Below are 26,989 nucleotides of genomic sequence, written 5' to 3'. Positions count from 1 at the left end.
CGAAGGCCGTGCCCAGCCGGACCACCGGATCTCGGCGCGCCCCGGAAGGTCACGGCGCGGCCAGGCCCCTCGTCCGGATCACGCCGGGCTCGTCCGCCCCGGTGCCGCGCCCCGGGCCCGGTGCCGGCGTACCGCGTCACGGTTGGCACACCGCGGGGAGCAGTAGCGCCGCCGCCCGGTCCGGGAGGTGTCGGCGAAGATCGTGGTGCACTCGCTCACGGCGCATCTCCGCAGCCGGTGCATGCCCCGTCCCGTCAGATGCAGTGCGGTGCCGACGGAGATCAGCGCGGACAGCAGGGGGCCGAGGGGGCGGTCGTCGTCGCGGTAGTGCAGGTGCCAGCCGTCTCCCGCGTGGTCGGTCAGCCTCGGATACGCGGCGGCGGCCGCCAGCATCCGGTTGAGCAGCTCGGCGCGCTCGTGCTCGTCGTCGGCGTCGACGGCCATCTCCCACGCGTCCAGGAGGTCCTGGGTGCGGTCGAGGTCCTGCGGCGTGACCGGGAGATCCAGCACCAGGCCCGCGGCGCGGCACCGGTCCGCGAGTTCCTCGGCGCTCGCCGGGCGCCGGTTGGCCAGATCCGCGGCCAGGTTGACGACGTCCTCGCAGTAAGGGTTGAGATGCACAAGGGCATTACATCAGTCTGATCGGCATGAGATCACCCATGGGAAACGACGCCGGTCCTCGGCGGGCGGTGGCGGACGACATCGCGGAACTCGTCCGTCTGCGGGCGATGCTGTTCGAGAACCTCGGCGGCGACTTCTTCGATCCCGCCTCGGGGGACGGCGGCTGGCTGGACGAACTGGCCGTGGTGCTGAAGGCCCAGGTGGACGCGGAGACCGTACGCATCCTGGTCGTGGACGGCGAACGCGGCCTCGCCGCCTGCGGCGTCGGCACGATCGAACAGCGGCTGCCCGGCCCCCATCTGCGCAATGGCCGGATCGGGCAGGTGATCGGGGTGGTCACCGACCCGGCGTACCGTCGGCGTGGTCACAGCCACTCGATCATGCGGGAACTGCTCGACTGGTTCCGGTCCAGCGGCGTGGCCCGGGTCGATCTCTACGCGTCCTCCGGGGGCGAACCGCTCTACCGCAGGCTCGGCTTCACCGACCACCCCGATCCGTCGCTCTACTGGCGCCCGTGACCCGGCTCCTCCGGGTGCCGACGCGGCGTGCCGGGGTGGTCCCGGGGCTCGCCCGGCGGGTGCAGCCGGGCGAACTCGTCGGCGAGCATGCCCACCATCACGAGGTCCTGGTGGCGTCCGGCGACGTACGCGTGGTCCCGGAGGCGGCCCTCCTCGACGAAGCCCAGTCGCCGGTGAAGCGTCAGCGACGCCTCGTTGTACGCGAGGATCCGAGCCTGGCACCTGTGGAACCGCCGCTCGGCGAACATGAAGCGCAGCAACAGCAGTACGGCCTCCGACGCGTAGCCGTTGCGCCGGTGGTCGGCCCCGATCGTGATGCCGTACTCGAACCAGCCCGACCGGGGATCCGCGTGGGACACGCCCACCGCCCCGACGGCCTCCCCCGTGTCCGCGGCTTCGATCACCAGCCTGCAGCGGTCCCCGTCGGGGCCCGCAGTGGCCTGTTCCTGTGCCCAGGCACGGTGTCCCGCCGCGGAGCGGGGCGGATTCAGCAGGTCGCCCAGCCCCTCCTCGTCCTCGGCGAACCGCATGAACGCGGCCCAGTCGTCGGGTTCGATCCCGCGCAGGCGTATCCGCTGTCCCTTCCAGAACGATGTCATCCAGGCATCGAACCACGCGGCGCGACACCGCGTCCAGGGACGCCCGATGACCGTGTGAACAGCCCCTGAACAGGCGCTTCGTGAGGGATCCGCCGCCCCGTGCGGACTGTCGGCCGGCGCATGCGCGGGGCTTGTCGGCACGGCCTCGCGGACGCGGTCCGGGGGTAGGGTCGCGCCCATGAGTGTCGAGGTGGAGGTCGTCCGCGAGGCGACCGACGAAGTGATCGAAGCGGTCTCCGGCCTTCTGCCCCAGCTTTCGAGGACGGCGCGTACGCCCGACCGGGAGTCGGTGGCCCGGCTGTTGCGCGGTGACGCCACCACCCTGCTGGTGGCCAGGGTCGAGGGCCGCGTGGTCGGCATGCTGACGCTGATCGTGTTCCCGCTGCTCTCGGGCGCCCGGGGCCGCATCGAGGACGTCGTGGTCGACGAGGCGGCCCGGGGCCACGGTGTGGGTGCGGCGCTGACGGAGGAGGCGCTGCGCCTGGCCGGGGCGGCCGGGGTCCGGACGGTCGACCTCACGTCGCGGCCGTCCCGTCGGGCGGCGAACCGGCTGTACGAGCGTCTGGGTTTCCAGGTCCGCGATTCCACGGTCCACCGGTTCGTGGTGCGGCCCCGGTGACCCCGTGAGCGCGTCGCCGCCCGGCGGGGCGGACACCGCGGACCGGCCGTATGTCCGTCCCGGCACCGTGGTCACACCGTCCGGGCGCGGCCCTGTGGACGCCCGGACGGTGTGACCCGGGCCGTGGCCCTCGCGAGGGCCACGGCCCGGGTCACGCGTCGGCCAGCAGCGCCTCCAGCGCGACCGCCGTATCGGGGTGGCGACCGGCGAGCGCCACGCCCACCGGGCCGGGATCCGCCGTCTCCCACGTCCCCTCGCAGCCCAGCAGGCTCGCCACCGCGTCGCACGTCGCGGGATGCGCGGCAAGCAGGGCGCAGCCTCGAACGTCCTCCGCGGAACGCGCCTGGGGTACGGCTTCGGGCTGGGCCCGCCACGGCGGCACCCAGGTGTCCAGTGCCGCGAGCCGGCCGGGGAAGGTCCGTCCTGCCTCCCGGATCAGCAGCGGAGCCGGCTCCGAACCGCCCGATCGCAGTGTGGTGATCAGGGTCGGCAGCCAGGGGAGGAGCACCGGGTCGGGCAGTCGGCCGAAGGCGTTCGACACGGCCTCCACCACGAAGTCGGTGAGTCCGGGGACGGGATCCAGCGCGTGCACGAAGCCGCTGAGGTAGCGCGGATAGGCGGGCACCACCAGGGGGTTGGCGAGCAGCTCGTCGCACCTGGCCCGGAGTTCCGCGCGGGAGAGACGCCCGAGGTGCACCTGGGCCGCCCACAGCAGCGCCGTCCTCGACGGCTCCTCCGGATGCGACTGGACCACCGCCAGCTCCAGTTGGGTCCGGTCGCACCCCAGTGACAGCGCGAGGCCCTCCATGCTGAACAGGAAGCCCAGCATGGCCGCCACCTGGCGGACGGTGGCGTCGTCGTCGGTGAAGGCCGTCGGCAGCAGGGTGCAGTAGTGGGCGTATCCGGTCTTGACGAAGGACTCGATCCAGGGCGGCAGCACCGCCTCACTGGTGCGGTAGTGCGCCAGCAGCCTCCGTACACGGCGCAGTACCTCCGGGGCGCCGTCCACGCTGCGTTCGGCCGACAGCACCTCCAGGGCGTGGGTCCCCAGCTCGTCGGCGAGGCGGCGGCTGCGCAGGTACAGCGTGGCGTCCTCGACCGCCTCCAGGACGGTCGCCGTGGTGGCCCGCCGGTCGTAGGCCAGACGGCGGAGACGCTGCTCAAGGACCTGCTCGATGCTGACGCCCTCGTAGCCGAGCTCGATCAGCGCACGCTGGTACGTGCCGAGCGCGAGGTCCCACGACTCCTGGATCGGCCGCTCCCCCAGCTTCCGTTCGCCCATGATCGGGCGGGCGGCCCCCTGCGGCATCAGATAGCGCAGCATCCACAACACATCGGAGCACCGCTCCAGTTCGGGCTGGGAGGCGATGTCCAGCAATGCCCGCCGCACCCCGGACTGCTGGAGCTTCAGGCCCAGCGGCGCGAGGCGGTCGTGCACGTCGCGGGCGAGCGGGGGCAGCGCGTCGTAGCCGACCTGGCCGACCCGGTCGCCGCCCATCATGATCTCCACGAGGCGCCGCACATCGCGCCGGCCGGGCACGGTGTCCTTCTCGATGCAGGTGACGGCCGCGTCCTGGAAGTCGTACGGCGTGGGCCTGGTCCGGTCGCGCATCCCTGCCAGCAGGATCGATGTCTCGAACACGGCGATGGCATCGGCGGTGGAGGCGAGGTAGCCGTTGCGGCGGGCGGCGCGCACGATCTCCACCGACCAGCCCAGCAGTTCGGCCTCGTCCAACCGGTCCAGGGCGGGGGGCCGCCCCAGGAAACCGGTCAGTTTGTCCGAGGGTGGGAGAGCCGGTACGGGCTCCGGCACGGCCGTGGCCTTCCTGGCCCTCGACTTCTTCGCGCCCGCCTGTCCCACCAGACGGAACGGCTCCACGCGGGTGCGTCCGAGGTTCTTCGCCCAGACCGTGGCGGCGATCGACACGGAGCCCGCGGCGAGGCCGAACTGCGCCTCGATCGCGGCGTGGCTGGACGGAATCAGGCCGTGCTGCCACGTGGTGGCCGTGGTAGGGCTGATCTCGAAGGTGTCCGTGCCGTGGACACCGAACTCCGCGACGCGGCTGGCCGCGTGGAAGGCGCCGCAGACATAGAGACAGTCGGCGGGATCGGCGTCGGCCGCGGCCAGGTGTGCGCGCATCCTGGTCCACATGTGGCGTTCACGGTCCTCGTCCACGCGGACCCGGTGGGGGTCGCCGGGGGCGAGCCGCCGGAAGAGGCTTCCGATCAGCAGCATGACCTGGCGGTAGGTGTCGTGGTCGCTGTCGCCGAGCGGCAGCTCGACGTACTGGTGCCACCATTCCGACCAGTGCCGCACCTTCCCGTGGCGCAGCAGGTACTCCTCCAGTTCGGCGAAGCGCGGTCGCAGGTCGCCGATGTCCACGCCGACCGCGTCGCCGTGCAGCGCGGCCTCCTCCTCGGGCGCGGGCGCCGACGGATCGGCGGGCTCGGCGGGTTCCGCGCCGCGCGCGTCCCACTGGAAGACGTGGTCCGAGGAGCGGTCGACGAGGACCAGCTCGACGCCCGGTGTGTCCAGCGCGTAGGCGATCGCCTGGTACTCGGCGGACGCCTCGGTGATCGGCGCGACCACCGACAGCGGGGACCACTCGGCCGGAAAGCCGTCGACCTCGGTGGCGAAGGACTGGACGGCCACCGGGAGCTTGCAGTTGCGCAGTTCGGTCAGGAGCGGCGCCATGTCCTCGCACAGCTCCAGGTACACGACCTTGGGCCGCTTCTCCCTCAGACGGCGGGCCATCGCGATCGCGGAGGCGGGCGAGTGGTGGCAGACGGGGAAGATCTCCAGCGGTTCGCGGACCGCGCGGTCGACGTCGTCGACGATGCCGAGGAGGATGCCCTCCAGGGCGTCCGGTCCGTCGGCGAAGGTCGCGGCGGCCTCCTGCAACTGGGCCCGCAGCCCTTGGAAGGTGCCTTCGTGGGTGCCGCTCATGACAGGGTGGCGATCGCGTCGCGGCCGCCCTCCAGGAACTCCGGCCAGGATCCGCCCTCTTCCTTGCTGCGCGGCTCGACCACGCCGTGCAGGTACTTGTTGAGGATGGCCAGGTCCTCGGGTTCGCGCCGGGCGAGCGACCCGACGAGCGAGGAGGCCAGTGTCCGGGCGGTCAGGGCGCGTTCGCCGAAGAAGTTGCTGTGCAGCACCGCGTCCTCCAGCACGCCGATCTGCTCGGCGGTGGACAGCGCGGACTCCAGCTTCTCGTCGTCGCTGCCGGCCGCGGCCGCCGAGGCGCGCAGGTCGGCGAAGCTCTGCAGCAGTACGTCGAGGAGCGTCGGCGGTACTTCCAGTTCGATCCGGTGCCGACGCAGGAGCTCCTCGGTGCGGAAGCGGACGATCTCCACCTCGCTCTTCTTGTTGGTCACCACCGGGATGCGGACGAAGTTGAAGCGGCGCTTGAGCGCCGAGGAGAGGTCGTTGACGCCCCGGTCGCGGCTGTTCGCGGTGGCGATGACGGAGAAACCGGGCTTGGCGAAGACGATGCCTTCGCTGTCCAGTTCGGGGACCGAGATGTACTTCTCGGACAGGATCGAGATCAGGGCGTCCTGCACATCGCTGGTGGACCGGGTGAGTTCCTCGAAGCGGCCGATGGCGCCGGACTCCATCGCGGTCATGATCGGCGAGGGGATCATCGACTCCCGCGACTGGCCCTTGGCGATGACCATCGACACGTTCCAGGAGTACTTGATGTGGTCCTCGGTGGTGCCGGCGGTGCCCTGGACCACCAGTGTGGAGTTGCGGCAGATCGCGGCGGACAGCAGTTCGGCCAGCCAGCTCTTGCCTGTGCCGGGGTCGCCTATGAGCAGCAGGCCGCGGTCGGAGGCGAGTGTGACGATGGACCGTTCGACGAAGCTGCGGTCGCCGTACCACTTCTGCGAGATCTCCCGGTCCAGGCCGTCGGACCGCTCGGAGCCGAGGATGAACAGGCGGACCATCTTCGGGGAGAGCCGCCAGGAGAAGGGCTTGGGGCCGTCGTCGACGGACTCCAGCCACTCCAGTTCCTCGGCGTACTTGATCTCGGCGGGGGCGCGCAACAGGTCGGACATGGCAGGGCCTTTCTGGGTATGGGCGTGGTCGGACGGGACTTTCGATCCGCGCCCTAGGTGAGGAAGGTCTTGAGCTCGTGGACGAGCTTGCGGATGTGGCCGGAGAGCACCGGCGTACCGAGGTCCTTGAAGCGTTCGCGGAACCACGGGTTGACACTGCCGCGGCCGGAGCTGGTGACCGAACCGACCGGGATGAACCTGGCTCCCGAACGGTGGACGGCGACCATGCTCTCGAACAGCGGCTCGGCCCGCCATTCGTAGAAGTCGGAGATCCACACCACGACGGTGTTGCGGGGTTCGGCGATCTTCGGCTGGGCCAGTGCCATGGCCACCGTGCCGTCGGTGCCGCCGCCGAGATTGGTCCGCAGCAGGGTCTCGAAGGGGTCGTGCACCCACGGCGTGAGGTCGAGTGCCTGGGTGTCGTACGCGACGAGGTGGACATCCACCTTCGGCAGCCCGGCGAAGATCGACGCCAGGGTCGTGCAGTTCACCATCGAGTCGACCATCGACCCCGACTGGTCCACGACGACGATCAGCCGCTGGGGTGTCGTACGGCGGACCGTGTGCCGGTAGTAGAGGCGGTCCACGTACAGCCGCTCCTCCTCCGGGCTCCAGTTGGTGAGGTTCTTCCAGATCGTGCGGTCGAGGTCGAGGTTCCGGAACACCCGCTTCGGCGGTACGGAACGGTCCAGGGCGCCGACCGTGGCCTTCTCGACCTGGGTGCGCAGCACTTCGGCGACCTCGTCGACGAAGCGGCGGATCAGGCTCTTGGCATTGGCCAGGGCCACGCCCGAGAGATTGTCCTTGTCCCTGAGCAGCTGTTCGATCAGCGACATGCTCGGGGTCAGCTGTGCGGCGAGCCCGGGATCGGCCAGCACCTCGCGCAGCCGCATCCGCTTGACGAGTCCGGCCTCGATGGCGCCGAGCTCGGGGCCGATCTCCGGAATCAGCCGGCCGAGGTCGGGGGTGGTTCCGCGACCGCCGGTGCCGGTCGCGCCTGCGCCCGGTGCCGCGCCCCGGCCGCCGCGCAGTTCGCCGGGGCCGCAGCCGAGCGCGCGTTCCAGCCAGCCCGCGTCGGACTGCCAGCGCGCCAGCTGTGCGGCCGTGACCGTTCCCGAGCCGGTGGCGAAGACGTTGAGCAGCACCTTGGACACCAGCGCCGCCCGTCGTACCTCGGCGGCCCGGTCGCGTGCCTCGTCGCTGTCGGGGCCGGGCGTCATCAGCCCGTCGAACTCGGCGGCGAGCGCGGGGTGGCGCTGCACGATCGAGTCCACCGAGGCCTGTGGGTCCAGCAGCGCGGAGGGCAGGCCGATGTCCTCGACGACGGCGAGGCTCGCGGATTCCAGCGCGGCTTGTTCCTCGGGGTCGAAGAGCCGGGCGAGGAGGCGCCAGTACATCACCTGGCGGCGGTTCTCCAGGGGGTCCGCCTCCGGGGTTCCGGGGGCCGGGCTCCCCGTTGTTCGTTCCGTCGTGGGCTCGGTCATTTCCGCAGCAGCCTTCCCGCGCGCTCCCGCAGGGCGGACACGGCGTCGGTGGCCGCCTTCTCCGCCTTGGCACCGGCCTTGTCGGTCGTGCCCCCGGCCCAGCCCCCGGCGTGGATCGCGACGGCCTTCTTGCGCACGGTCGTCTCCACGGCCAGGGGCTGGACGCGGTACGTCCCGGCGTCCCAGCGGAGCAGTCCGATGCACGCGCCGGACGCCGCGACGGCCCCGGGGGTGAGGGGACCGGCGGTCGGGACGCGGTCGACGTCGACGGCCAGCGGCGCTCCGGCGAGGGTGAACGTCAGCGCGCCGTCGTCCTTCCGGGTGGTGTAGCCCTCCAGGAACACGGGGACGGCGATGCGCGCGGGGTGCCGGTCCAGGGGTGCGGTCGCCGGGTCGGTGGCGGCGGGCAGGGCGACACGGGCGGTGGTGAAGGCGTCGGCGGGCTCTCCGCGGCGCGCGTGCTCGTCGCTCCAGACCAGGTCGCCCTCGGCGGTGACCGGCATGTCCGTGAGGTCCATGGAGCGGCCCTCCCCCGCGGCCGCCAGCAGCGACATGTGCGGGCGGAGCAGTTGCCAGAGGCCCGCTCCGACGACCGTGTCGGGCTTGGGCGCGGCCACCCCGGCACGCACCAGTCGGGGCGCGGCGCCGTCGGCGGGCTCGAACACCGCGTGGACCTGGGCCTGTACGGCGGTCGCGTGCTCGTGGACGTCGACGCCGAGGGGCAGCAGGCGGCCGGTGATCGTGCCGGTCACGGGCGTGTGGGCGGCACCGGGCAGCGTCAGCAGCAGCGCGCGTGACCACAGGTCGGCCCAGCGGCGGGCGGGTATCCGCTCCAGGGACGCACCGGGGCAGGAGGCGGCCAGTTCGGCGGCGAAGCCGTCGAGGAGCACCGCCGGCCGGCGCAGGGCGGGGTCCTGGAGCATCGCGGAGACGACGGGCGCGGCCCCGGAGACCACGTCGTGGTCGATTCCCTGCCATCCGGAGCGGGCCAGGTCGGACAGCCAGGAGCGGGCGGCGGCGAGGAGGTTGACCGGCTGCTGCCCGGCGGGCGGCGGTACGGGCGCCTCGCTGCGGGACCGGCCGGTCGCCTCCTCGACGCGCGCCATCAGCGCGTCGTGGGCGGAGCCGAGGAGCGCGGTGCGGGCGGCGGCGAGGGCGATGAAATGGTCCTCGCCCGCGGCTCCGCCCGCCGTCTTCTCGGCCGCCTCGGCGACCCGGGCGGCGAGCGGCGTTCCGGCGACCGCGTGGGCGAGTGCGGTCGGACCGGCGGTCCGGGCGGGCTGCGGACGGAGGAGTCCGGTGACGAGCATCTGGTCGAAGGCGTCGACGGCGGCCAGTGCCTCGTCGAGCCCGGTGATGGTCTCCGCGAGCAGGTCGGCGCGCATCATGCCACCGCCCTCGTCGGCGGGAACCACTGCATCTCCGGCAAGGGAGCGGTGACCGGAGCGAGTTCGAGGTAGGCGAGGTGGCGCAGGAACCGGCTGAAGACGGGTGCGGCGGCCTTGGCGTCCCCCTGCTGCGGACACGCGCCGCTCATGAAGGCGGTGATGGACTGCGCGCCCGGCTCCCCGTCCGGCGTATCGACTCCGAGATAGCGGGCGACGCGCTCGGCGCCGTACTGCAGCACCGCCTCGTTGATCAGGGCCCGGATGTGATTGCAGAACGACCCGCGGGCGCCGCCGCAGGGCCGGTTGTTGTTGGTGCTGCAGGCGAACGCATAGGTCCTGACGGCCACCGACGACACATAGACCCGCCCGATGTCCGAGCCGCTGGACACCACACCCTGGAGGCGTCCGTCGGCCAGTTCGACGAACGGGACCTTGGCCAGCTTGCGTGCTCGTGCGGGTGCTGTCACCCGCGCCGTGCTCGACCTCTCCCAGACTGACAACGCACCACTCCCATGTTCACCAGGGCGACTTCCGCGCCACGACGGCAGGACACGAGCGAACTTATCCGCGACCACTGACAACGCCTGGTCGTGGAGGTGCGGCCGCCCCGCGGCGGGCCTCGGACAAAGGGGCGGGGTCCGGTGTGCGCACGGGCTTCCGGGGCGCGACGCGCGGGTGCGGCCGCGCCGTGCCCCGGGCGGCCGTCAGGGGGTGCCGGCGGCTCCCCGGGGAGCCGCCGCCGCTCCGTCCGGGGACAGCGGGTGGAACGGGACGGCGACGAGGTCGTACTGAGGGCACGGGGTCGTGAAGCACTGCTTCGGCGAGGGCACGCAGAACTGCCCGGCAGGCACGACGACGGCGGCGCAGGGGCTCGCCCGCGGGGTGAAGGGGTGTGCACCGGCGAGCGCCGGGCTCGCCATGGTGAGGGGCAGGGCGGTGAGGGCGACCGCCGTGGCGGTACGCAGCAGGTTCTGGATCACAAGCAGCAGAGATAGCCGGGCTCCGACGCGGCGTCGCGCCGCCGGAGGGGTCAACCACCCGTTCGAGTAGCGAGGTTCACCATCGGAACGCGTTTCCTATTTTCCGGGAGGAGTTGTGGCCCGGTGGCGCCGGTGCGGATGTGAGGGCGGGGCCGATCGCCGCCGCGCCCCGCGCGTGCCGGGGCGGCCCCGGGTGGGGAAGGACCGGGCCCCGTGCGGGCGGGGCGCGGCGCGGTGTTCCCCGGCCCCACCCGGGAGGCCCCTGCGACCGAGGGGCCGCCGGGCTCGGCGCGCGGAGCGGCCCGGACGGAGCGGGACCGTTCAGGAACCCCACGGGTGCGGAGGATCCTTCACGGCACTCCGGCGAGGGGCGTCCGCTCGTTCGCCCCCGCCCGCGCCGGGCCGCCGGGATCCGGCCGTCCTGGCGGCCCGTCACCGGGTCACACGACCGGGAGGCCGAGCCCTGCGGCGATCGCGCTGACCCGGGTGAAGACGGAGACCGGGTACTGGTCGTCGCAGTACTTGTTGCCCGTGGAGACCACACCGATCACCTTCCCGCCGGCGACCAGCGGTCCCCCGGAGTCACCGCGGCAGATGCTGTCCCGGGTCCCCTTGGCCGGTGTCCCGCACACCTTCAGCGCGGCGGACTCTCCCGGCTCGGTGAAGGGCGCGCACCCCTTGAGCGGCGCCAGGGTCAGGGTGACCGACTTCAGCCGCTTCCCGGGGGTGTCGGTGGCGGTCATCCCCCAGCCCACGGCCTTCGCGGTCTTCCCGGTGGTGTAGAGGGCCGAGTCCTTCGGGCCCGCGGCCTTGACCGGTGCGTACGGCATCGGCTTGGCGAGAGTGATCACCGCCGCGTCGTACGTGAGCGTGGCCATGTCGAACTTGGGGTGGACCTTGACCGAGGCCACGTGCCGGACCGTCCCCTTGCCGCTGCTCAGGTCGGTACGCCCGCCGATCACCAGGAGGTCGCGGGGCTCGGCGGCGTCCTTGACGCAGTGTGCGGCGGTGAGCACCTTGGTCGGCGCCACCAGGGTGCCGCCGCAGTACTGCGCACCGTCCGGTGTCTCGATGAGCATCGCGTACGGATGGTCCACCACGGTGGTGTTCTGGCCGCCGTGGACGGCGGCGGCCGGTGCCGCGGTGGCTGCGAGAGCGGCCGCGGCGAGCACGGAGGCGGCCAGTGCGGCGGCCGCGGTACGTCGGTCGAACGTGAGCATGTGGTCCCCCCGGGACACCTCGCGCGGCCGGTCGCCGCACGTCATGTGGAGGAGGACGGGGCGACGGGAGCGGGGGTTCCATGAACGTCGGATCAGCTCGCGCCGGTCCGCCGCCGTACGGCACGGCGGGCCCTATCCGGCCGTGCCCTTCCCGGCCCCGGCCGCCACCTCGGCGGAGGTCTCCGGGCGGCTGACCGAGCAGACCAGCGAATTGTCCTGGACGTCCGCCACGATGGTGTCGCCCGGCTCCGCCTCACCGCTCAGCAGCAGGGAGGCGATCCTGTTGTCGAGTTCGGTCTGGATCGTGCGGCGCAGCGGGCGGGCGCCGAACTCCGGCTGGTGGCCGTGGGCGACCAGGAGCTTCTTCGCCGCCTCGGTGACCTCCAGCTCCATGTCCTGGGCCCGGACGCGGCGTTTGCTGCCGTCCAGCATGAGATCGACGATGTGCCCGAGATCCTCCTTGTCGAGGCCGTGGAAGATGATCGTCTCGTCGACGCGGTTGAGGAACTCCGGCGGGAAGTGCCCCCGCAGGTCGCCCATGAGGTCCTCGCGGATCTCGGAGACGTCGCCCTTGTGGGCGAGGATGCGCTGGGCGCCGATGTTGGACGTCATGATGACGACGGTGTGCCGGAAGTCCACCGTCCGCCCCTGCGCGTCGGTCAGGCGTCCGTCGTCGAGGACTTGCAGCAGTGTGTTGAAGACGTCGGGGTGGGCCTTCTCCACCTCGTCGAACAGGAGGACGCTGTAGGGCTGGCGCCGCACCTTCTCCGTGAGCTGGCCGGCCTCCTCGTGGCCGACGTATCCGGGCGGTGCGCCGACGAGCCGCGAGACGGTGTGCTTCTCCTGGAACTCGCTCATGTCGAAGCGGGCCATGCGGTTCTCGTCACCGAACAGCAACTCGGCCATCGCCTTGGCGAGTTCGGTCTTGCCCACGCCGGTGGGTCCGAGGAAGAGGAAGGAACCGACGGGGCGGCCGGGGTCGCCCATTCCGGCCCGGTTGCGGCGCACCGCCTGCGCGATCGCGGTGACCGCCTCGTCCTGGCCGACCACCCGGGAGTGCAGGGCGTCCTCCAGCTTGAGGAGCTTCTCCTTCTCGCTGGCGGTGAGCTGTGTGACCGGGATGCCGGTGCGCCGGGAGACGACGTCGGCGATGTCGGCGGTGGTGACGTCCATGACACCCTCGCGGCGTTCCTCGATGCCCGCGAGTTCGGCCTCGGTCTCCGCGATCCGCGCCTTCAGCCCGGATGCCTTCTCGAAGTCCTCGGAGGCGACCGCCTCGTCCTTCTCCCGCTTCAGCTTGGCGAGCCGGTCCTCGCGGGAGACGACTTCGGTGGATCTGCCGAGCGACCGCAGCCGGACCCTGGCGCCCGCCTGGTCCACCAGGTCGATCGCCTTGTCGGGCAGGAAGCGGTCGCTGATGTAGCGGTCGGACAGCTCCGCGGCCGCCACCAGGGCGTCGTCGGCGAAGCGGACCTGGTGGTGGGCCTCGTAGGAGTCGCGCAGGCCCTCCAGGATCTGGATGGTCTCCTCGACCGTCGGCTCGGGCACCATGACGGGCTGGAACCGGCGTTCCAGGGCGGCGTCCTTCTCGATGTGCTTGCGGTACTCGTCGATGGTCGTGGCTCCCACGACATGCAGTTCGCCGCGCGCCAGTGCGGGTTTCAGCATGTTGCCCGCGTCCATCGCCCCCTCGCCGGAGGCTCCGGCACCGACCACGGTGTGCAGTTCGTCGATGAAGAGGATCGTCGAGTCGGCCGCGGCGCTGACCTCCTCGATGACGTTCTTGAGCCGTTCCTCGAACTGGCCGCGGTATTGGGAGCCCGCCACCAGGCCGGAGAGGTCCAGGGCGATCACCCGCTTGTCCTTGAGGGTGCGCGGGACGTCTCCGGCCACGATGCGCTGGGCGATGCCCTCCACGATGGCGGTCTTGCCGACACCGGGCTCGCCGATCAGCACGGGGTTGTTCTTGGAGCGCCGGGAGAGGACCTCCACGGTCTGCTCGATCTCCTCGGCCCGGCCGACCACGGGATCGAGTTTCCCGGCCCTGGCCTCCTCGGTCAGGTCGCGTCCGTACTCGTCGAGTGTCGGGGTCCCGCTGGCGCCGCTTGCCGGGGCGCCGTCGGCGCGTGCCGCCTTGTCGGCCTCGCGCCGCAGCTTGCCGGTGTCCGTGCCGTAGGCGCCGAGGAGCTTGGCCGCCCCGGAGTCCTGCGCGTCCAGCAGCGCGCCGAGGATGTGCTCCGGCCCGATGTAGGAGACCCCGGCCGCCTGGGAACGCTCGTAGGCCTGGAGCAGTACGCGTTTGGCGGCGGGCGTCAGACTCGGCTCCGAGGACGGGGTGGCGCTCTCCCCCGGCAGGATCTCGGCGATCCGTTTGCCCAGCTCGTCCGGGTCCGCGCCGGCCTGGGCGAGCAGGGTGCGGGCCGGGTCCACCTGGGTGGCGGCCCACAGCAGGTGCTCGGTGTCCAGGTCCCGGCTGCCGTCGTCGGTCGCGCGTGTGGTCGCCCGGCCTATCAGTTCGCGGGCCGACTCGGTCAGCAGCCGCCCGATGGGGACCCGCTGCACCTGGGGCGGTGAGGATGCCGGGGACATCCCGAAGAACCGGTTGAGCATTTCCGAGAACGGATCCGGGCCGCCGAAGGAGCCGAAGGAGGACATGGTCATGGTCACCGTCCAGTGAGTGCGGGTGGGGGCGCGCGAAGGTGCCCGGCCGGGATCGCCCCGCTCCGGACACGGACGTGGGGTGCCCGGGGCTCGCGGGTCGTCGGACTCGTCCCGTAACCCCTCGTGGGCAGGTGATTTCACTAGACCAACGCATACCCCGGCACGCAACGGCGCGGAGTCCCGCCCCTCGTCCGCGAGCTGCGCGCACCACGGCGTCACGGACGTCCCGGCCCGGTGACCGGTCCTTCGCGAGTACGCCGATCGGGTGAGGGCGGTGCCGGCCTGCCGCCCGTGCCCGACGCGTACGCACCGCTGTCGTCGGGTGTGGCGGGGCGCGGGCGGCCGAGGAGACGCCCGGGGCCGGGCCGGTCCTGTCGGGTGGCCGCCTCGCCGCCCGTCCGGATTCCGCCAAGACTTGGGCCATGAGCAACAGGGAGAGGTCGCAGGACCTCAAGGGCGGGCCGGGCCACATCGTGCTGCTGGCGGTCGTCTTCGCCGTTCCCGTCCTCAAGCTGGCCTGGACGCTGGGCGGCGGGGGCGAGGCGAGCGAGGCGCTCGTCGCCATGGAGCCGTCCAACTGGCCCGACGTCCTGATCGGGATGCTCCTCGACACCGCGCTGCTCGCGTCGGTGCTCGCGGTCGTGGTCTCGCGCACGTCGTACGCGTACTTCGCCGCCAAGGGAGGGGCCCGGGTGCACGCGGACACCCCCACCGCGCACGTGCTCGGGCAGGCACTCGTCGTCCCGCTCACCTTCGCGCTGGTGGTCGGCGCCTTCCACGGGCCGTGGTGGGGCGTCGCGGTGGCCCTGGTCTCCTACGCGCTGCGGCTCGGTGTGATCGCCGAGTACCGGACCGGGCGTCGCGAGCGCGGCAGCGGCAGGCGTACCGGCACCTCGCCCTCCGGCTGGATCGAGCACGCCGCGGACGGCGCGGGGGTGGCCGCGCTGCTGCTGGCCGCTGTGGTGCTGCCCGTGATCGCGCTGGTCGGGGCGGTGGACGGCCGTTCCTGGACCAGCGTCGTCGAGTGCGACGTCGACACCGGACGGGGCGGGGAACGCGCCCGTCTCGTGGAGCTGGGGCGTCAGGGCAACGGTGTCGTCGGCTGGGACATCAAGGGGGACGAGGTGGTCAACGGCCTCAACTGCAAAGTCTCCGAGGACGACACGGTACGCGCCCCGTTGTGGCGCTCCTGGGCCGCCGGGCCGTCCGCTCCCCAGGGCTCCGCCCGCGCGTCAGTGCGGGACGGCCGCCAGTAGCGCCGGCAGTTCGCACATGTCGTCGAAGACGGTGGTGCGCGGTCCTTCGAGCCGTGCGGCCGGGGTGAGCCCGCCGCAGTAGCCGAAGGCCCGCATCCCGGCGGCGCGCGCCGCCCGGACGCCGTACGCGCTGTCCTCGACCACCGCGCAGCGCTCCGGGTCCGCTCCCATGGAACGGGCGGCGTGCAGGAAGAGGTCGGGGGCGGGCTTGCCGGTCGTGACGTCCTGGGCGCTGAAGACCTTCCCCGCGAAGCGGTCGGCCAGTTCGACGATCTCCAGATTGCGTCCGATGCCGTCGTGACCGCCGTTCGAGAAGACGCAGACGGGGACGGCGATCTTGTCCAGGGCCTCCACGATGCCTTCGACGGCGGTGAGTTCGGCGTCGAAGGCCTGGCGGTACAGGTGCTCGTACGCCCGTTGCCAGTTCTTCTCCAGGCGCCGGCCGAGCCGTTCCTCCACGGCCGCCGTGTAGACCTCCTCGGACGAGCCCACGAACCGCTCGATGATCTCGGCCTCGGTGAATGGACAGCCCAGATCAGCCATGATCATCGCGTCCACCTTGACGCATATCCGCTCGCTGTCGACGAGAACACCGTCACAGTCGAAGATCACCAGTTCGACAGGGCTTCGAGTCATGGGCGGCAGCCTAGCCACGGCTCCCCCGACGGATCTCACCGCGTTCGCCGCGGCGCAGCACGCGGCAGGAGACAAAATGCCTGTTGAACGCCCTCGGAGGGTCTGCGGTGGCATGCATTTTCGGACAGGCGGAAGGGTCTTTGCCACTTTTCTGTGGCGGTCTGTTCACTCCTCCGCACCCGGTGAACGCGACATATCCGTGGCATGTACGCCGCACTGCCGGGCATCTTCCGCTGACTCGTCGTCATGAATGGACCGGTTGCCGCCATCGGCTCAGACGCGTTCTATTTCCGGATTTCTACCTGCTTGTCAGTGACATACGCCACGCTGGTCGCATACCGCCCAACACCGGCTTGGAGGCCAGTAGTGGACGCCCAGGATCTCGCGCAGCTCGAAGACAAAGAGTTCGAGCAGATGCTCACCTCGAACATCCACCCGCCCACGCGTGACGCCAGAACGTGGGCCGCGATCATCCACCCCGACAATCTGCCGCGAGCCCGGAAGATCCTCACCCATGTCCACGAGCGGACCGCGAGCGTCCTGCGCCGCCGCAAGACCGAGCGCGAGGAGTTCCGCATCGAGTGCTTCGCCCGGGGCGAGGCCGGCAAACGCGAATGGTTCGCCACCCGGGCCGATTTCGAGTCCCTGCGCCGCCGCACCGCCAACTTCCATCAGCGCGTGCAGCGGGCCATCACCGAACTGGGCCAGGAACAGCGCAATGTGAACCGGGCACAGAGCCACAACGCCGGTCAGCAGAGCCGGGAGACCCTGCGCGAGCTCGCCGTCGCCGTCCAGCGCCACCAGGCGGTGCACGCCCGCAACGGGGGCGGCGCCGAGCAGGTGGACCACGAGCTGTGGCAGCACCTCGACCGGCTGACCGTGCCGACCGGCCCCGGCCAGCACCCGACGACACTGCGCACGATGCTCAGCATCTACTGGACGGACGCCCCTTCGCACGACGACGATCCCCGCACCGAGCAGGCCGCCCGCAGCGCTCCGGCGGCCCGTCCGGGTGTTCCGCAGGCCCGGCGCTCCGACGACCAGGGGGATCGCACCACGTGGGTGCGCCCCCTGGATCCGCCCGGGTGAGCCGGCCGGTCGCCCCCGGTGCGCGCGGCGTGCCGGGCGGAACGTCCGTCGTCCGCTCCGCCCGGCGCCGGGAGACCGCCCGGCGCGCCGCGCCGGGAAGGTCCGGGTCAGGAAGCCCTGTACAGACCCAGCTTCGCCACGTGCGGGTTGGCTCGGGCGCCGAGGACGCGCAGCCGGACCTTGGTCGCGGTGACGGGTGTGCTCAGGTACTCGATGCGCTTGTACCCGATGGTTCCCGCCCGCACGACGGTCTTCCACGCCGTGCCGTCCCAGACGTCCACGGCGAAGGACTCCACGCGCTGGCCGCGGGTGATGTCCTCCTGGAGGACGACCCGGTCGAAGGTGACCGGCCGCGGGGACTCCAGGACCGTCTCCCCCGAGTGCGCGTCGTCCGCGGGGCTCCACGCGGAGGTCAGCTCTTCGTCCGTCAGGGGGGAACCGCCGGACGGTGCCAGCAGGTTGGTGCCGTAGGTGTCGCGCACGGTCTGTCCGAAGGACGCCAGCGCGGCGGTGTCCGGAGCGCTGATCCGGCCGGCCCGGTCGGGCGGCACGTTCAGCAGCAGTACGGAATTGCGGCCGACCGAGGTGCGGTAGAGGTCGAGCAGCTGGGCGGGCGTCTTCACCTGGCTGTCCTGGGAGGCGTGCCAGAACCAGCCCGGCCGGATCGAGACGTCCGACTCCGCCGGGTACCAGGCCAGGTAGTCCGGGTGGTGGGCGGCCAGGACGTCCCGGGAGGCCAGGTCACCGCCCTCGGGCGGCACCACCATGTCGTCGTCGCGGTTGCGGGACGCGGGGTCGCCCTTGAACGGGATGACGCTCCACTCGTCGTCGCGGCCCGAGGCCGTCTCGGTGCCGACCCAGCGGATGTCGGGACCGTTGATCGCGACATTGGCCTCGGGGGCGATCTTGCCGATCAGGTCGTACCAGTCCGTGGTCTGGTAGGGCTGGTCGTACTGCCCGGCCCAGGGGTTGGCGCCGTCGAGCCAGACCTCGTCGATCCGGCCGTACTGGGTGAGCAGCTCGTACAGCTGGTTCATGAAGTACGCGTTGTAGTCGTCGGCCTGGTAGGTGTACGTGGTGGCCGGGGTGCGGTCGTCGCCGTCGACGAGCGTCGGGACGGTGACCGTCTTCTTGGCGCTGTGGTTGCCGAAGCGGCCCTTGCCCCGGTGCCCCGCGGCCGGGATCTCCGCGCCGTCGGCGGGCGAGAGGTAGACGCCGACGCCGAGCCCGGCGGATCGGGCGGCCTTGACGAAGGCGCCGAAGACATCGCCCTTCGGATTGGCGCCCCCCTGCCACCAGGGGCTGTTTTTGACCGAGTGGTCGCTGTAGCGGGAGGGGTAGAGCAGGAACCCGTCGTGGTGCTTGACCGTGAGGATGACCTGCTTGAAACCGCCCGCCTTGAGGGAGGCCATCCACTGGTCCGGGTCGAGCCCGGTGGGGTTGTACACCGACTCGGCCTCGGTGCCGTCGCCCCACTCCTTGTCGGTGAAGGTGTTCATGCCGTAGTGCACGAAGGCCGTGAGCTCCTTCTGTTGCCAGGCGAGCTGCTTGGCGTCCGGCACCACGTGGGCGGCCTTCTCCACGATCCGGTCGGGACGGTCGCAGGCGGCGACGGTGATGACGGACGACGGGGTGACCGGCCCGGAGGTGCCCGGGTCGGTGTCGCAGCCCGGCGGCAGCTGGGGGGTTCCGTCGCCGCAACCGGATCCCGGGACGGTGAGCTGGAAGTCGTCCGGGGTGACGGCGCCGGTGTAGGTGGCGACGGCGACGCCGTCCAGGCTCCCGTGCAGCCCCCGGTTCCTGGTGCCCGCGTCGTTGCCGAAGGCGAGGACGCCCTTGGCCGCGTCGGCGGCGGCGACCTGGTTCACCAGGGTCGTACCGGCCTGGCAGCCGTTGACGTACGCGGTGAGACGGGCGACACCGGGTCCGGTGGTGCCAGTCGTGGAGTAGGCGAGTGCCACGTGCGTGTACGTGTCGGACGGGAGGCCGGGGCCGTCCTGCTGCTGCTCGTACCACGGCGCCTCGGGCCCGTACATGCCGAACTGGGTGACGCTCTGGGAGCCGGACCGGTAGCGGTAGTAGCCGCCGCCGGCGAGGCTCAGGACGGTGTCGAAGTCCAGCTCGGCGCCCTCGGTCCGGCGGACCAGTGCCTCGCTGAGGATGTTCTCGGTGAGGTACCTGCCGTCGGTGACCGCCTCGCGCGGGCTGTAGGTGATGCCCTGTCCGCCGCCGCCCAGGGTCACGGCGCCGCCGTCGAGCCGCTCGCCGCCGGTCATCCGGGCGAGTGCGCCGTCGACGGTCTCCCCGGTGGAGGGCGTGTATCCGGTGGCGGTGGTGAAGGATCCGCCGAAGCCGACCTTCACCTTGGGGGTGAGCACGGCCCTGGGGCCCGACTCGGTCAGCTCCAGGTCGTCGCAGGACGCCTGGCCGGGCTTCTCGCGGTAGCAGTAGACGGTCGCGGTGGTGCTCTTCGCGCCGGTGGTGAACCGCAGTGCGGTACGGGTCCAGGCGGTGGCGGAGACCTGGTTGTCCTTGCTGCTGCCGCCGTATCCCTTGGCGCCCAGCACGGTCGGGGTTCCGTCGCTGCGGATCCATCCGCTGAGCTCGTACACGGTGGCGGGTTCGAGGCCGGAGACGGTCTGCTCGGCGGTGGCGAAGTTCCCCGCGGGAGCGTCCAGCCGGAGGGCGCCGGATCCGGTGCGGGCGTCGGTGGACGCCGTGGCGTTACGGGTCGACCAGTTCGCGAGCCCCTTCTCGAAGCCTCCGTTGGCCAGGCCCGCCGGGGTGGTCGCGACCGGGTCGGGGGCGGCGCCGGCCACGCCGCGGCCCTGGTACGCGCCGGTGTTCGGCGGGGCGGGTACGCGGTTGCCGTACAGGTCCCTGGTCACGTCACCGGCCACGGCCGTACCGGCCCCGAGCGCCGGGGATCCGGTGTGCAGCCGCAGTCCGCCGGGCAGCGCGCCGGTGCGGTCGGTGAGCCGGGGGTCGGCGGTGGATCCGCCCGGGTTCGCGGGGGCGTCGCGGACGTTGACGAGGGTGTTGTGCGACAGGGTGACGCCATCGCCCTTCAGGCCGAAGGCGGCCGTTCCCGCCCCCTCCTTGACGACGATGTTGTTGGTGAAGGCGAGGCCGTGCTTCTTCGTCGTGTTCTCGTTGACGACGGTCTGGCTCACGCCGTCGCCCACGTACACGGTGTTGTTGTGGGCCCGCACGCCGTCGAAGGAACCCGAACAGGTCTCGATGCCCCGGTAGTGGTCGTCGCGGCTGACGTTGTAGCGGATGACCGCGTCGCCGAGGGTGCCGGTGGCGGTGCAGACGAGGAAGAAGCCGCCCGCGTTGTCGTGGCTGACGTTGTACTGGAAGACGGTGCCGAAGGTGCCCTCGTCGACGTCGTACGCCATGCCGTCGCGGGTGGTCTCGCCACCGGACACCTCGTTGTACTGGAAGACGGTGTTGTCCGCGTTCCAGGGCCACATGCCCGCGTTGTAGCCGGCCGAGCGGCGCTGGAATCCGTCGAGGCGGTTGTGCTCGACGAGGGCGCCGTCGGTGGCGGTCATGACGATGCCGTCGCCGCCCAGGTCCTTGAGGGTGTTGCCGCGGACCACGACCCGGGTGGAGGGCAGGAAGGCGGGACCGTCGGGGTCGTAGTCGCCGTGCACGGGGCGGTTGTTCCAGGTGGAGGCGAAGTAGATGCCCTCGCGGTCCACGCCGGTGACGGTGTTCCCGGCGACCTCGACGTCGTCGAATCTGGTCGGCTTCTTCGTGCCGGTGACGGAGAAGAGGATGCCCGCCGATCCCGTGGTGCCCTTGGTGTCGTCGCCGCGGACGTCATGGATGTCGAGGCCGGTCAGACGGTAGTGGGTGCCGGTGCCGAAGTCGTCCAGCTGGACGCGCACACCGCGCTTGTTGCGTCCCGGGGCACCGGAGTTGGTGATCTCCAGGTTGCTCGCCTCGACCCACTGGGTGTTCTTCAGCAGCAGCGTCTCGGCGTTGCCGCCGCCGTCGATCACGGGCTTGGCGCCGGTGCCGTACGCCCCGATGACCATGGGCCTGCCCGGTCGGCCCGACCCGTTCGGGGCCAGCGTACCGGTGCAGCGGGTGCCGCGCTTGAGCAGGATCCGCGAACCGGTCCTGAGCGCGAGGCGGTTGACCCGGTCCAGGCTCTGCCAGGGCGAGGCGGACGATCCGGTCTGGGCGGACGCGTCCGCCGAGCAGTCGACGTACTGGGTCTCGCGGTCGCCGGGCCGTCCGCTGTCGGCGGCGGCCGACGGCACGGCGGCCGCGAGCAGGGACAGGACGGTGGCGGCGACGGCCACGGGGATCGGACGGTTACGTATGCGCCGTCGATGCATTCGTTTCGGCTCCCTCTGTGCACGCTCGGTGCAGTGCTGAGAGCACTATGGTGCGAACTGAGGTCCCTGCGAAAGACTTTGATCGGATGTCTTGCCCTTCTTGCAACATCGAACAGAAGGAAGCAGAGTGAATGATCGATGTTCACAGGGGGGTTGAGCCGGGCCAACCAGGTTTTCGCATCAGGCATCGGATGATTCCGGCGGCACCCCGGGCGCCGCTCACCGGGCGGGACGCCGTGCCACCGAGAGGTGCGCCGGAGCCCGCACGCGCGGGCGAGGGCTCCGGCGCACCACCGGCCGGACCCGAGGGTCAGCCGACGTTCACATCGATGCAGGCGTAGAAGGCGTTGGCGGTGTCCGCGATGTTCCACACCGCGAGGACCTTCTGCCTGCCCGTCAGGCCGCCGAAGTCGACCTGGTGGGTGACGGTGGCGCCGGGCTGCGCGCCGTTGTCGTTGAACTCCGCGATCTTCCGGCCGCCGGCGAAGTACTGCCAGGTGCTCGTGGCGTGCCGGGCGGTCAGCACCCACTGGAAGGACGTGCTGCGGCCGACCGGGGTGACCTGCCACCCCTTGGAGTCGTCGTCCAGATCGGCGAACCGGCTGTTGCCGCCGCTGCAACTGGTCAGCCCCTTGGGACCTTCCACGCTCTGCGGCTCGTACTTGATCTCACCGCAGCTCACGGTCCCGGCGGCGCACTGGGCCTGACGGCTCGGTGGCGACGAGATGTATCCGTGGGCACTGGCGGAACCGACCGGCAGGGTCAGTACCAGCACGGGTGCCAGTAAGGCACCGATGACCGCGGCCGTCTTCCTCTTCGTGTGCATGCTTCTCCTTCACATGAGGCGTCGCCGCACACGAGCGGGCTATGGGGGCCCGGCAGTGGCAGACCGGCCTCTCCAGTGTGGGGGCCAAGAAGTGCGAAGGGCACGGCAGGAACCGCTGCCGCGTACGCCCGGGACTGTCGGACGTCCGGCAAGGGCACTGCACTTGGACCAGACCATACCGATCGACGCGTCCACGTCAAGACATCCGTCACGGCCGGACGGCGCCGCCGCCCACCGGAGCCACGGCGCGCGCCGGGCGGGGGCGGCCCGCCACGGACCGCCCCCGCGCCTCGCATGCACCACCCGCGCTCAGCGGCGCCCTCTCACGATCCCGTCACGCCGTCGACGCGCTCGCGCACCAGGTCCGCGTGGCCGGTGTGGCGCGCGTACTCCGTGATCATGTGCAGATGGAGCATCCGCAGCGAGTACTCCTCGCCGTTGTGGACGAAGGTGTCGTCCAGCGAGGCGGCGGCGACGATCTCGTCCGCGAGCCGGCACTCCTCCACGAGGCGGGCGTAGTCCTCGGCCGCGCGGGCCGGATCCAGGTCCTCGAAGTCCGCGTCCTTGCCCTTCTCCGGGTCGTACATCGGATCGAGCGCCTGCCCGGCGAACCGCTCCCGGAACCAGACGCGTTCGACCTTGGCCATATGGCGGATCAGCCCCAGCAGGGCGAGGTTCGACGGCGGCACCGTCCGTTCGGCGAGCTGTTCCCCGGTCAGGCCCGCGCACTTGTGGAGCAGGGAATGGCGGAACCACGCGAGGTACCCCGTGAGCGTCTCCCGCTCGTCGGCCACGCAGGATCCGGGTGAGCGCTTCACTTCAGGTGCTGTCCATGTCATGGCATGATCATGCCTCGCCCGAGGGGAACCGGACACGGCTTTTCACGGGCGGGGCGTGACACACCCGGCTCCGGGTCACGCCCTTCCCGCCCGGTCGGCGGGTTCGAGGAGGCGGTCGCTCAGCGCCTCCAGCACGTCCTCCCCCACACCGAGGAATCCGGTGGTGTAGGCGTGGACGGATCCGTGCGCGGCGGAGAGGTCGGCGAGGAAGAACCGCATGACGTCGGCGGGCGCCCTGCCGTAGTCGGGCCAGACCGGCTCCTGGCCCGGATGGTCCGCCCGCCAGTCGGCCAGCAGCCGTTCGGTGGCGAGCCCGGTGAGGACGAAGTCGGCGACGACATCGTCCTCGGCCACACCGAGCAGGGACAGGACGAGCGCGGCGAGCAGCCCGGTCCGGTCCTTGCCGGAGGCGCAGTGGAAGACCACCGGGCCGCTGTCCTCGGCGGCGATCACTTCCAGGGCACGGCGGAGCTCGACGGCCCCGTCGTGCGCGACCTCGGCGTACCGGTCGGCCAGGTAGCGCCCGGTCTCCACCTCCGGCCCCAGTGCGGCCTGGTCGTAGGGGCGGTGCTCGATGCCGAGGTGGTGGTAGGCCAGCCCCGGCGCCTCGGGCACGCGCCCCTTGGCGGCGATCTCCCAGTCGTACCGCAGGTCGATGACGGTGCCGATCCCCAGGGCCAGGAACCGGTCCCAGTCCTCGCCGCGCAGCTTGCCCAGCGAGTCGGACCGGTAGAGCCGCCCCGGGCGGACCCGTCGGCCGTCCCGTGCCGAATAGCCGCCGACATCACGGAAGTTGTGCAGTCGTTCGAACTCGATGTGTCTGTCCACGACGCAGGACTCTAGAGGGGGATGGCGAAAGGGGCCGCCCGGCCCGGCACGCCGTAGGGGCCACGAGTGGCGTCCCCCGGCGAGGGCCGGGCCGAGAATGCAGGCGTGTCCACTCGCGCGCGCCCCGCCACCACCGCCCCCGGGCCCGGTCCACGGGGCGAATGGCCCCTGCTGCTCCTGTCGGCCGCCTCGGGGGCGGCCGACGCGTTCGCCTTCATCTGCGTCGGCCAGGTATTCGCCGGAGTGATGACCGGGAATCTCGTGCTGCTCGGGATCTCCGCCACCGGAGGCGGAGAACACGGGGTCGCGCTGCGGGTGATCACATCACTGATCGCCTACGGCGCCGGCGTCGGCTGGGGTGCCTGGATGACCGTACGGCTGCGGTGGTCACTGCCGGTGATGCTGGCGGTGGAGGTGGCCCTGCTGACGGCCGGGGCCGTGCTGTGGGCCGTGGATCCGGCCGCCTCCGGCGGGCACCGGCTGGGGCTGCTGGTGCCCATCGCGGTGGCCATGGGGATCCAGGGCCGGATCCGCGCGACGCCCACCAACTACTTCACCGGCACGCTCACGGCCCTCGTCGGCCGGGCGGCCCTGCGCTCCTGGGAGGAGCGGGACCAGTGGGTGGCCGGCAGGCTGCTCGCGGTCGTGGTGGGCGCGGCCGCGACCGCTCTGGCCGTACGCCTCTGGCCGGGCGCGGCGGCCGTGGTCGCCGCGCTTCCGGCGGCGGGCGCGCTCCTCGTCGAGATGTGGCGCCGACCGCCGTCCGGGGACTGACCCCGGCACGGGCCGGACAGAGGAAAGCCCCGGCCGGATCGGGGGAATCCAGCCGGGGCGGCTCGGGGGCGGACGCGGTGCGCGACGTCCACATATAGATGAACGATAAACCACTGCATCCCGTTCCCCGAAACACATCCCCGGGACTGTGATACACAGCACGGAATGCGGAATTCCGGCAGATCCGCGGTCAGCGCTCCTCCCGGAAGGGGACGTGCCGCCCCGCCACGGGATCGAACTTGCGCAGCACGAGCCGGTCGGGGGTGTTCCGGCGACTCTTGCGGGTCACATACCTCTGCCCGGTTCCGGCCGTCGACCGTAGCGTCACGACAGGGCGGGCCTCACTGCGGGCCATGGGCGCCTCCAGACTTCTGCACCGACCCCACTCCCCAGGATGGGAATGGGTTTCGTTTTCGTTCTGTCCATGCAACGTGACGGGCCCCGATCCCATTCCCGCCGACCCGTGGCGAGGCCCGGCATATGCCCGCGCCCCGACTGGGCGCACACGGAGAGAGCGGGGTGCACCGGCGCACAACCGTCCCCACGCGCCGGATGACTTGCGTCAACGTCCGCAGACAGCAAGGCTGTTCGACGGATCAAGGCTCTGCGCAGCCTGTGACATATGCCAGGAGCAACAACGGATCGAGTGTTGCCAAATCCCTTACGGGCGCCCGCAGGCTGTGCGACAGTCGTCTCCGGTCCACCCTTCAGACATGGTTGTGCCGCGCCTGTATCGGAGTACGAGATGCCGCCCCCACTCTCCGCGGACCGCCCCGCACCGCAGCCGCCCGCGCGCGACGCCGTGGACGCGCTGATCCACCGGACCCAGCGGCTCCGGGGCGATGTGGACGCCGTGCGACGGGACACGGTGCTGAGCAACGAGGAAGACCCGCAGCTGCGCTGGCAGCGGGCGCTGTGCGAGCTGGCGGTCCATCATCTCGACGATCTCGGCGCACACTTGGGGCAGCTCAGGGAGGGCCTGTCGCCCCGGCCACCGGACCGCCCCGCCGCGGTCCCGGCGCAGAAGACGGTGCACGACTTACGCGGGGAGAGCGCCCCGGCGCAGTACGACGAACCGCGGCAGGGATCGCTGATCGGCCGGGTGGGCAGCGCGGAGTGGAATCTGCTCACCGACGAGGTCAGCTGGTCCGAGGAACTGTTCCAGATCTTCGGCAGGTCCTCCGAAGCCGGGCCGCTCTCGCTGGACGAGCTCCCCTCCATGCTCCTTCCCGAGGACCAGTCCCTGCTCACCGCCCTGGTGACGGGCTGCCTGGTGGACGGAAAGCCGATAGACGGAGAGTTCCGCATCCTGCGGTCCGACGGCAGGATGCGGACACTCCACATGATGGGCGGGCCCGTTCTCGACTCGGACGGGTGCACCGCCTCCATGTGGGCCGTCCTGCGCGACGTCAGCCGGTTGCGGCGCGGCCAGCAGACCGTGCGCCGGACCCGGGACACACTGCGTCACCGGGAAGACCGGGCACAGGCCGAGCGCCGGCTGGCGGTGGAGTTGCAGGAGGCCGTGCTCCCCCCGCGGCGCGGCCCGCTGCGGCTGCGCGCGGAGGGGCCCGGTTCGCTGGACGTCGCGGCCCACTACCTCCCCTCCGAGTCGAGCTCGCTCCTCGGTGGCGACTGGTACGACGCCCTGGCGGCGCCGGACGGCGCAACGTTCCTCACGGTCGGCGATCTGACCGGCCAGGGCCTCCGGACCACCTCCGCCATGGCGATGCTGCTCGGCGCGCTGCGCGGCATGGCCATGGCCGGAGTCGAGCCGGGTGCGCTGATGGGGCACCTCGATCGCTTATTGGAAACCTCCCTCCAACCGGCTCTGGGCAGTGCGCTGTGCTGTCGCGTCGATCCGTCCACCGGCACCCTCGCCTGGGCACAGGCCGGCCACCCCGCGCCGCTGCTCTTCCGCGGCGGTGAGGGGTGGCCGCTGCCCGCGCCCGACGGGGTCCTGCTCGGCGCGGCCTCCGGGGTCGCGTACGAGCAGGACGAAGTGCCCCTGCTGCCCGGCGATGTGCTGGTCCTGCACACGGACGGGCTGAACCGCCACACCGGCCGGGGTACGGGACCGGAGGCGCTGCTCGCTCTGGCGCCACGGCTCGCACGCGCACGTACGGCACAGGAGTGCCTGCAGACCGTCGTCTCGGAGACGGGCGTCACCGAACGCCTGGACGGCACCTGCGTACTGGTCGCCCGCATCGGGGCATAGCAGCACGACGGCATGCGTACAGGGCCGG

21 protein-coding genes and 1 pseudogene are annotated in these 26,989 nt (G+C 71.6%); 6 read left to right on the top strand and 16 right to left on the bottom strand.

The window, feature by feature from the left end; genetic code table 11:
- Positions 1 to 78 precede the first annotated feature (78 nt).
- The gene (locus ACFVFH_RS14860) at positions 79 to 621 is read right to left on the bottom strand and encodes a CGNR zinc finger domain-containing protein (RefSeq protein WP_383767639.1); all 543 of its coding nucleotides are present in this window, start codon (positions 619 to 621) and stop codon (positions 79 to 81) included.
- 26 nt (positions 622 to 647) lie between these two features.
- Between ACFVFH_RS14860 and ACFVFH_RS14855 the strand changes: the two genes are divergently transcribed.
- The gene (locus ACFVFH_RS14855) at positions 648 to 1,139 is read left to right on the top strand and encodes a GNAT family N-acetyltransferase (protein WP_383767636.1); all 492 of its coding nucleotides are present in this window, start codon (positions 648 to 650) and stop codon (positions 1,137 to 1,139) included.
- On the opposite strand, the gene ACFVFH_RS14850 is transcribed toward ACFVFH_RS14855, so the two are convergent.
- Positions 1,124 to 1,738: a GNAT family N-acetyltransferase gene (locus tag ACFVFH_RS14850; RefSeq protein ID WP_383767634.1), complete on the bottom strand. Its 615-nt coding sequence runs from the start codon at positions 1,736 to 1,738 to the stop codon at positions 1,124 to 1,126. The two genes, ACFVFH_RS14855 and ACFVFH_RS14850, sit on opposite strands and share 16 nt — an antisense overlap.
- Before the next feature lie 106 nt (positions 1,739 to 1,844).
- Between ACFVFH_RS14850 and ACFVFH_RS14845 the strand changes: the two genes are divergently transcribed.
- On the top strand, positions 1,845 to 2,357 hold the full coding sequence (locus ACFVFH_RS14845) for a GNAT family N-acetyltransferase (RefSeq protein WP_383768030.1): 513 nt from the start codon (positions 1,845 to 1,847) through the stop codon (positions 2,355 to 2,357).
- Positions 2,358 to 2,508: 151 nt separating this feature from the next.
- Here the strand turns inward: ACFVFH_RS14845 and ACFVFH_RS14840 are convergent, their stop codons facing one another.
- The 8 genes from ACFVFH_RS14840 to ACFVFH_RS14805 all read right to left on the bottom strand — a co-directional run bounded on the left by ACFVFH_RS14840 (position 2,509) and on the right by ACFVFH_RS14805 (position 14,146).
- Positions 2,509 to 5,304 (bottom strand): hypothetical protein, encoded by a 2,796-nt coding sequence (locus ACFVFH_RS14840; protein WP_383767632.1) that lies wholly within the window; start codon positions 5,302 to 5,304, stop codon positions 2,509 to 2,511.
- Positions 5,301 to 6,413: an AAA family ATPase gene (locus ACFVFH_RS14835; RefSeq protein WP_383767629.1), complete on the bottom strand. Its 1,113-nt coding sequence runs from the start codon at positions 6,411 to 6,413 to the stop codon at positions 5,301 to 5,303. The genes ACFVFH_RS14840 and ACFVFH_RS14835 overlap by 4 nt, the downstream gene beginning before the upstream one ends.
- Positions 6,414 to 6,466: 53 nt before the next feature.
- Entirely contained in the window at positions 6,467 to 7,897 is a 1,431-nt protein-coding gene (locus tag ACFVFH_RS14830) for a VWA domain-containing protein (protein ID WP_383767626.1), read from the bottom strand.
- Entirely contained in the window at positions 7,894 to 9,312 is a 1,419-nt protein-coding gene (locus ACFVFH_RS14825) for a hypothetical protein (protein WP_383767624.1), read from the bottom strand. Before ACFVFH_RS14825 ends, ACFVFH_RS14830 begins: the two co-directional genes overlap by 4 nt.
- Positions 9,282 to 9,785, bottom strand: coding sequence for a hypothetical protein (locus ACFVFH_RS14820; RefSeq protein ID WP_383767621.1), 504 nt, complete (start codon positions 9,783 to 9,785; stop codon positions 9,282 to 9,284). The genes ACFVFH_RS14825 and ACFVFH_RS14820 overlap by 31 nt, the downstream gene beginning before the upstream one ends.
- 204 nt (positions 9,786 to 9,989) lie before the next feature.
- Positions 9,990 to 10,265 carry a hypothetical protein gene (locus ACFVFH_RS14815; protein WP_383767618.1) on the bottom strand — a complete coding sequence of 92 codons (276 nt, stop codon included), beginning with the start codon at positions 10,263 to 10,265 and terminating at the stop codon, positions 9,990 to 9,992.
- 440 nt (positions 10,266 to 10,705) lie between these two features.
- Positions 10,706 to 11,485: a S1 family peptidase gene (locus ACFVFH_RS14810; protein ID WP_383767615.1), complete on the bottom strand. Its 780-nt coding sequence runs from the start codon at positions 11,483 to 11,485 to the stop codon at positions 10,706 to 10,708.
- A gap of 132 nt (positions 11,486 to 11,617) precedes the next feature.
- Positions 11,618 to 14,146: an ATP-dependent Clp protease ATP-binding subunit gene (locus tag ACFVFH_RS14805; RefSeq protein ID WP_383767613.1), complete on the bottom strand. Its 2,529-nt coding sequence runs from the start codon at positions 14,144 to 14,146 to the stop codon at positions 11,618 to 11,620.
- A 422-nt stretch (positions 14,147 to 14,568) separates the two neighbouring features.
- Here ACFVFH_RS14805 and ACFVFH_RS14800 point away from each other — a divergent pair, with 422 nt between their 5' ends.
- Entirely contained in the window at positions 14,569 to 15,402 is an 834-nt protein-coding gene (locus ACFVFH_RS14800; RefSeq protein WP_383767610.1) for a hypothetical protein, read from the top strand.
- On the opposite strand, the gene ACFVFH_RS14795 is transcribed toward ACFVFH_RS14800, so the two are convergent.
- Entirely contained in the window at positions 15,379 to 16,038 is a 660-nt protein-coding gene (locus ACFVFH_RS14795; protein WP_383767607.1) for an HAD-IA family hydrolase, read from the bottom strand. The two genes, ACFVFH_RS14800 and ACFVFH_RS14795, sit on opposite strands and share 24 nt — an antisense overlap.
- Positions 16,039 to 16,404: 366 nt before the next feature.
- Between ACFVFH_RS14795 and ACFVFH_RS14790 the strand changes: the two genes are divergently transcribed.
- Complete coding sequence (locus ACFVFH_RS14790; protein WP_383767604.1) at positions 16,405 to 17,127, top strand: hypothetical protein; 723 nt, start codon at positions 16,405 to 16,407, stop codon at positions 17,125 to 17,127.
- 107 nt (positions 17,128 to 17,234) lie between these two features.
- On the opposite strand, the gene ACFVFH_RS14785 is transcribed toward ACFVFH_RS14790, so the two are convergent.
- The 4 genes from ACFVFH_RS14785 to ACFVFH_RS14770 all read right to left on the bottom strand — a co-directional run bounded on the left by ACFVFH_RS14785 (position 17,235) and on the right by ACFVFH_RS14770 (position 23,972).
- Entirely contained in the window at positions 17,235 to 21,443 is a 4,209-nt protein-coding gene (locus ACFVFH_RS14785) for an alpha-L-fucosidase (protein ID WP_383767601.1), read from the bottom strand.
- Positions 21,444 to 21,789: 346 nt separating this feature from the next.
- Positions 21,790 to 22,305 carry a lytic polysaccharide monooxygenase auxiliary activity family 9 protein gene (locus ACFVFH_RS14780; protein ID WP_383767598.1) on the bottom strand — a complete coding sequence of 172 codons (516 nt, stop codon included), beginning with the start codon at positions 22,303 to 22,305 and terminating at the stop codon, positions 21,790 to 21,792.
- 323 nt (positions 22,306 to 22,628) lie between these two features.
- Positions 22,629 to 23,144, bottom strand: coding sequence for a DinB family protein (locus ACFVFH_RS14775; RefSeq protein WP_383767596.1), 516 nt, complete (start codon positions 23,142 to 23,144; stop codon positions 22,629 to 22,631).
- 75 nt (positions 23,145 to 23,219) lie between these two features.
- Positions 23,220 to 23,972: a tyrosine-protein phosphatase gene (locus tag ACFVFH_RS14770; protein WP_383767593.1), complete on the bottom strand. Its 753-nt coding sequence runs from the start codon at positions 23,970 to 23,972 to the stop codon at positions 23,220 to 23,222.
- A gap of 171 nt (positions 23,973 to 24,143) precedes the next feature.
- Between ACFVFH_RS14770 and ACFVFH_RS14765 the strand changes: the two are divergent.
- Positions 24,144 to 24,848 (top strand): annotated as a pseudogene (locus tag ACFVFH_RS14765) (YoaK family protein).
- A gap of 88 nt (positions 24,849 to 24,936) precedes the next feature.
- On the opposite strand, the gene rpmG reads toward ACFVFH_RS14765, so the two are convergent.
- Positions 24,937 to 25,101, bottom strand: coding sequence for a 50S ribosomal protein L33 (gene rpmG / locus ACFVFH_RS14760; protein ID WP_383767590.1), 165 nt, complete (start codon positions 25,099 to 25,101; stop codon positions 24,937 to 24,939).
- Positions 25,102 to 25,491: 390 nt separating this feature from the next.
- Between rpmG and ACFVFH_RS14755 the strand changes: the two genes are divergently transcribed.
- A complete protein-coding gene (locus tag ACFVFH_RS14755; protein ID WP_383767587.1) occupies positions 25,492 to 26,961 on the top strand; it encodes a PP2C family protein-serine/threonine phosphatase in 1,470 nt (489 codons plus the stop codon).
- Positions 26,962 to 26,989 lie beyond the last annotated feature (28 nt).

It is taken from the genome of Streptomyces sp. NPDC057697 (assembly GCF_042799335.1).
GTDB lineage: Bacteria > Actinomycetota > Actinomycetes > Streptomycetales > Streptomycetaceae > Streptomyces.
The sequence above is the reverse complement of the archived record's forward strand: the minus strand, read 5'-3'. Positions and strand labels throughout refer to the sequence as shown.